Source organism: Acidimicrobiales bacterium, from assembly GCA_035316325.1.
GTDB lineage: Bacteria > Actinomycetota > Acidimicrobiia > Acidimicrobiales > VFJN01 > DASXTK01.
The window spans coordinates 1-6,115 of record DATHJB010000021.1 but is presented as its reverse complement, the minus strand read 5'-3'; the positions used below and the strand labels follow the sequence as shown (position 1 = coordinate 6,115).

General features: G+C 69.7%; 8 protein-coding genes. 7 read left to right on the top strand and 1 reads right to left on the bottom strand.

Annotated features, from left to right (window positions below):
* Positions 1 to 431, top strand: a 431-nt coding sequence (locus VK611_02890; GenBank protein ID HMG40240.1) for a hypothetical protein, incomplete at its 5' end; no start/stop codon positions are given.
* A gap of 72 nt (positions 432 to 503) precedes the next feature.
* Here the strand turns inward: VK611_02890 and VK611_02885 are convergent.
* A complete protein-coding gene (locus tag VK611_02885) occupies positions 504 to 638 on the bottom strand; it encodes a hypothetical protein (GenBank protein ID HMG40239.1) in 135 nt (44 codons plus the stop codon).
* 501 nt (positions 639 to 1,139) lie between these two features.
* On the opposite strand from VK611_02885, the gene VK611_02880 reads away from it, so the two are divergent.
* The 6 genes from VK611_02880 to VK611_02855 all read left to right on the top strand — a co-directional run bounded on the left by VK611_02880 (position 1,140) and on the right by VK611_02855 (position 6,107).
* Entirely contained in the window at positions 1,140 to 1,271 is a 132-nt protein-coding gene (locus tag VK611_02880) for a potassium transporter Trk (protein HMG40238.1), read from the top strand.
* Complete coding sequence (kdpF, locus tag VK611_02875) at positions 1,268 to 1,357, top strand: K(+)-transporting ATPase subunit F (GenBank protein ID HMG40237.1); 90 nt, start codon at positions 1,268 to 1,270, stop codon at positions 1,355 to 1,357. The genes VK611_02880 and kdpF overlap by 4 nt, the downstream gene beginning before the upstream one ends.
* On the top strand, positions 1,357 to 3,087 hold the full coding sequence (gene kdpA / locus VK611_02870) for a potassium-transporting ATPase subunit KdpA (protein ID HMG40236.1): 1,731 nt from the start codon (positions 1,357 to 1,359) through the stop codon (positions 3,085 to 3,087). The genes kdpF and kdpA overlap by 1 nt, the downstream gene beginning before the upstream one ends.
* A 13-nt stretch (positions 3,088 to 3,100) precedes the next feature.
* A complete protein-coding gene (kdpB, locus tag VK611_02865; protein HMG40235.1) occupies positions 3,101 to 5,206 on the top strand; it encodes a potassium-transporting ATPase subunit KdpB in 2,106 nt (701 codons plus the stop codon).
* A complete protein-coding gene (kdpC, locus tag VK611_02860) occupies positions 5,206 to 5,835 on the top strand; it encodes a K(+)-transporting ATPase subunit C (protein HMG40234.1) in 630 nt (209 codons plus the stop codon). Before kdpB ends, kdpC begins: the two co-directional genes overlap by 1 nt.
* A gap of 125 nt (positions 5,836 to 5,960) precedes the next feature.
* On the top strand, positions 5,961 to 6,107 hold the full coding sequence (locus VK611_02855) for a winged helix-turn-helix domain-containing protein (GenBank protein ID HMG40233.1): 147 nt from the start codon (positions 5,961 to 5,963) through the stop codon (positions 6,105 to 6,107).
* Positions 6,108 to 6,115: the final 8 nt, after the last annotated feature.

Here is a 6,115-nt window from a genome sequence, read left to right as displayed (position 1 = left end):
CGTCGTCGGCCCCATCGTCGAACAGCTCGGTGTGTGACGATCAGGTGATGCACCCCGACCTGGTCAGCGCCCTCACGCCGGTGCTGGCGGACCTTTCGACGTGCGCCGTCAGCTTGGACGTCCGGGACGAGGACTGGGGCTCGCCCGGCGGCCCGGCGGCGACGGTGTGGGAACCGGACGGGAGCCGCACCGGCATCTCGATGCTGTCCGGGGAGTCGGCTGTGGAGCAGATCGTGAGCCTGGCGGACCAGCTGCAGGAGGTGGCGATCGAAGCGCTCTGGACGGAGCGACTGCCGGTCACGTGGCCGCAGTGCGTCCTCCACCCGGACACCCACCCGCTGGAACCGGCGGTCGAGGCGGGCCAGGCGATCTGGCGGTGCCCCCAGAGCAGCACGGTCGTCGCCGCCATCGGGTCGCTGGGGAACGCCTGACCGGGCGGGCCACGAGCGGACCGGCCACCTGCTCCTGCAGGCGTGAGATGCCGATCCAACGGTCGCCGTAGATCAGCCGCCCGTCGCCGTCGAGCACGGGCCGAGGGGGTCGCCGTCGGGCTTCGACGCGCAGGCGATCGAGCCGGACCGAAGGTCGGCCACGCTCACGGGCAGGCGGACCCAGTCCTCGACGACGTCGTCGGCCACGACCGGGGACGGAGCGGTCGAGCTGCTCGATCCGCTGTGCCTCCCGTCGGGCGTCGTCCGAAGCGGACAGGACGAGAGCCGCCGAGTCGTGCGTGAAGTAGGAGTGGGCTTCACTCGTTCTTCGAGTATGGGCTGGGTGCCGATGGAGGCAGCGTTAAGAATCCCCGACCCGCCGTAGAGACCGCGTTAAGGCCCTCGACGGGCCTGTCCCCCGTCGTTAGACCCGGTCTCGTGGTCGGATCACGTGCCCCGAGAGGGAGCGGACAAGGAATGTCCGAGCCCGAGGACCCGTCCGAAATGGACGTGGTCATGTCGCTCGTTCGTCCCGCAATGAAACCAGGGCCGCGGCGGCGCTGATGGTGGCCGTGGTATTGGCGGCGGCGCTGGGTGGACGGACGGCGGGGACCCTCGAGCAACGGGTCGTTGCGGCGGCATTGGCCGACCAGGTGGGTACGGCGTTGGCCACTTCACACTTCGAAACCGATGGGAGAAGCAGGAGATATGGCTGACGTCGTATTCGTGCTGGTCGCAGTGGCCTTCTTCGGGCTCTGCGTGCTGTACGTCAAGGGCTGCGAGCGCATCCTCCGGGGTGCCGGCGACGCGGACGAGACCACCGAAGGGGTGACGCGATGACCGCCGACAACGTCATCGGTCTGGTCCTCGCCGTGCTGCTGGCGGCCTACCTGGTGGCGGCGCTCGTCTTCCCGGAGAAGTTCTGATGACCTCGGCCGCCTGGCTCCAGTTCGGCGTGCTCGTCGTGCTGCTGTGCCTCACGGCACCACCGCTGGGCCGCTACATGGCCGCGGTCTACGGCGACACCGGCGACGACGACGAGGAGGCCAAGAAGGCCCCCGGCGACCGCTTCTTCAGCGTGGTCGAGCGGCCCATCTACCGCCTCTGCCGGATCGACCCCGCGCGGGAGCAGCGCTGGACCGTCTACGCCTACTCGGTGCTGGCGTTCAGCGTGATCTCCCTGCTCCTGCTCTACGTGCAGCTGCGGGTGCAGAGCTCCCTGCCGTTCAACCCGACCGACATGCCGGCCGTCGGCGAGCACCTGTCGTTCAACACGGCGGTCAGCTTCGCCACCAACACGAACTGGCAGTCCTACGGCGGCGAGGCGACGATGAGCCACCTCAGCCAGATGGTCGGCCTGGGCGTGCACAACTTCGTGTCCGCCGCCGCCGGCATGGCGGTGATGGCGGCGCTGATCCGGGGCCTGGCCCGCCGGCGGGCGTCGACCCTCGGCAACTTCTGGGTCGACCTCACCCGCACCATGGTGCGGATCCTGCTGCCGGGGTGCTTCGTGTTCGCACTGGCCCTCGTCAGCCAGGGTGTGATCCAGAACTTCGACGGCTTCACCAGCGTGGCGACCGTCGAGGGTGCCAGCCAGGTGATCCCCGGCGGCCCGGTGGCCAGCCAGATCGCCATCAAGCAGCTGGGCACCAACGGCGGCGGGTTCTTCAACGTGAACTCGGCGCACCCGTTCGAGAACTCCACCCCGTTCAACAACCTCCTCGAGACCTACGCCATCGCGATCATCCCGTTCGCCCTGGCCTTCACCTACGGCTACATGGTGAAGGACAGGCGCCAGGGCCGCACGGTGTTCGCGGTCATGGCGGGGATCTGGCTGCTGATGTCGGTCGCCGCCATGGCGCTGGAGACCAACGGCAACCCCGAGATCGACCAGTTCGCCGTCGACCAGACGGCCACGGCCGACCAGGGCGGCGGGAACATGGAGGGCAAGGAGGTCCGCTTCGGGTCCGCCGCGTCCGGCTTGTGGCTGGCGACGACGACCGGGACGTCGAACGGCTCGGTCAACTCCATGCACGACAGCGCCACCCCGTTGGGCGGTGGCGTGGCGATGACCCACATGATGCTGGGCGAGGTCAGCCCCGGCGGCGTGGGCGTGGGGCTCAACGGCATCCTGATCATGGTGATCCTGGCGGTGTTCATCGCCGGCCTGATGGTCGGACGCACACCGGAGTACCTGGGCAAGAAGATCCAGGCGCCCGAGATGAAGCTGGTCGTGCTGTACGTCCTGGCGATGCCGGCGGTGCTGCTGGGCTTCGCGGCGGCGTCGGTGCTGCTCGACTCGGCCCAAACGACCAACAACCCAGGGGCCCACGGGCTGTCCGAGATCCTCTACGCACTGACCTCGGCGGCCAACAACAACGGCTCGGCGTTCGCCGGCCTGACCACCGCCACGCAGTGGTACGACACCGTGATGGGCCTGACCATGCTGGTCGGCCGGTTCTTCCTCATCATCCCGGTGCTCGCCATCGCCGGAGCGATGGCCCGCAAGCAGCCGGCCCCCGAGACGGCGGGCACCTTCCCGACCCACACCCCGCTGTTCGGCGGTCTGGTGATCGGCGTGGTCGCCATCGTCGCCGGCCTGACCTTCTTCCCTGCGCTGGCGCTCGGCCCCATCGTCGAGCAGCTGTCGATCTAGGAGCACTGACGACATGAGCACAACGACCACACCGGAGCGAGCAGAGGAGCGCGGCGGCTCGCAACGAGCCCAGAGCCGCTCCCTGTTCGACCCCACCATCGTCAGAGGCGCGCTGGTGGACAGCGTCCGCAAGCTCCACCCGCGCGTCCAGGCCCGCAACCCGGTCATGTTCGTGGTCCTCGTGGGCAGCGTCCTCACGACGATCCTGTTCTTCCGGGACGTCGGCGACTCGACCGCGCAGCAGAACGTGTTCACCGGCCTCGTGGCCCTGTTCCTCTGGTTCACGGTCCTGTTCGCCAACTTCGCCGAGGCCATGGCCGAGGGCCGCGGCAAGGCCCAGGCGGCGACGCTGCGCAAGACCCGGGCCGAGACCATGGCCAACCGTCGCGGCCGCGACGGCACGATCGAGTCGGTGCCGTCGTCGCAGCTCGACAAGGGCGACGTCGTCGTCGTGTCGGCCGGGGAGATGATCCCGTCCGACGGCGAGATCATCGAGGGCATCGCCTCGGTCGACGAGTCGGCCATCACCGGCGAGTCCGCCCCCGTCATCCGGGAGGCCGGCGGCGACCGTTCGGCGGTCACCGGCGGCACCCGGGTGCTGTCGGACCAGATCGTGGTCCGCATCACCGCCAGGGCCGGCGAGACGTTCCTCGACCGGATGATCGCCCTGGTCGAGGGCGCCGAGCGGCAGAAGACACCGAACGAGATCGCGCTCAACATCCTGTTGGCCGGCCTCACGATCATCTTCCTGCTGGCCGTCGTGACCCTGCAGCCCTTCGCCATCTACTCGGACGCCGAGCAGGAGGTGGTGGTGCTGGTGGCCCTGCTGGTCTGCCTGATCCCCACCACGATCGGCGCGCTGCTCTCGGCGATCGGCATCGCCGGCATGGACCGCCTGGTGCAGCACAACGTGCTCGCCATGTCGGGCCGGGCCGTCGAAGCCGCCGGCGACTGCTCCACGCTGCTGCTCGACAAGACCGGCACGATCACGCTCGGCAACCGCCAGGCCGCCGAGTTCCTCCCCCTGCCCGGCATCGCCGAGGACCGGTTGGCGGCCGCCGCGCAGCTGGCCAGCCTGGCCGACGAGACGCCCGAGGGCCGCTCGATCGTCGTGCTGGCCAAGCAGCGGTTCAACGTCCGCGAGCGCGACGTCGGCAACGCCACCCTCGTGCCGTTCACCGCCCAGACCCGCATGAGCGGGCTCGACCTCGACGGCCAGTCGGTGCGCAAGGGCGCCACCGACTCGCTCAAGCGCTGGGTCGTCGAGCTGGGGGGCACGGTGCCCGACGCCCTCGATCCCCTCGTCGAGGGCGTCGCCACCGGCGGCGGCACCCCCCTGGCGGTCGCCGAGGTGTCGGCGGCCGGAGCGCCACCCGAGGTGCTCGGCGTCGTCCACCTGAAGGACGTGGTCAAGGAGGGCATCCGGCAGCGCTTCGAGCAACTGCGGGCCATGGGCCTGCGCACGGTGATGATCACCGGCGACAACCCGCTGACCGCCCAGGCCATCGCCACCGAGGCCGGCGTCGACGACTTCCTCGCCGAGGCCACCCCCGAGGACAAGATGGCCCTCATCCGCAAGGAGCAGGAGGGCGGGCGGCTCGTCGCCATGACCGGTGACGGCACCAACGACGCCCCCGCCCTGGCGCAGGCCGACGTTGGTGTCGCCATGAACACCGGCACCCAGGCCGCCAAAGAGGCCGGCAACATGGTCGACCTCGACTCCAACCCGACGAAGCTCATCGAGATCGTCGAGATCGGCAAGCAGCTGCTCATCACCCGCGGCTCGCTGACCACGTTCTCGATCGCCAACGACGTCGCCAAGTACTTCGCCATCATCCCGGCGATGTTCTCCGGCTTCGCCGGCCTCGGGGCGCTCGACGACCTCAACATCATGGGCCTCGAGTCGCAGCGCTCGGCGATCCTCTCCGCGGTCGTCTTCAACGCCCTGATCATCGTGGTGCTGATCCCGCTGTCGCTGCGGGGCGTGAAGTTCCGGGCCGAGAGCGCCGCGGTGATGCTGCGCCGCAACCTGCTCATCTACGGCCTCGGCGGCATCATCGCCCCCTTCGTCGGGATCAAGGCCATCGACATCCTCATCTCTGCATTGGGAGTCTCGTGATGCGTCGTCAGCTGTTCCCCGCCCTCATGATGATGGTGATCTTCACGGTCGTCGCCGGGCTCATCTATCCCCTGGCCGTCACCGGGGTCGCCCAGGTGGCGTTCAAGGACAAGGCCGACGGCTCGCTGGTCGAGAACGCCGACGGCGAGGTCGTCGGCTCCAGCCTCATCGGCCAGACCTTCGTCGAGCCGCAGTACTTCCACCCGCGGCCCTCGGCGGCGGGCGACGGCTACGACCCCACGCTCAGCTCGGGATCGAACCTCGGCCCGACCAACGACAAGCTCCTCGTCGGCGAGGTGGACGACCCGGCCACCGACGACGTCGACGAGAGCTTCGACGGCATCGAGCAACGGGCCGCCGCCTACCGCGACGAGAACGACCTGGCCGACGACGAGGCCGTCCCCGTCGACGCGGTCACCGCCTCGTCGTCGGGCCTCGACCCGCACATCTCGATAGCCAACGCCCGCCTCCAGGCCGCCCGGGTGGCCGACGAGCGGGGCCTGGGCGTCGACGAGGTCCTCGACCTGGTGGACGACCACACCGACGGCCGGGCCCTCGGGTTCATCGGGGAGAAGGCCGTCAACGTGCTCGAGCTCAACCTCGCCCTCGACCAGGCCACCGAGAGCTGACCGCCATGCCCGGCCCACCGGAGCTGCCCCAGCCGGACTCGTGTACATCCGGGTGAGACGACCGACCGCCAGCGTCGGGGTCAACGGGTGGGAGATCGACGGCACCGACGTCACCGGGTGCCGGCCTGGCGATCGCCCGCTACATCCGGGTCCACATGGCCCACCTGCGCCGCAAGCTCGAACCCGAGCCCTCCCGGCCCCGCTACATCCTCACGGAGCCGGGCATGGGCTACCGGTTCGTCCCGTCCGAGGGCCCGCCGTCAGGGGGGTGAGCCGCCCG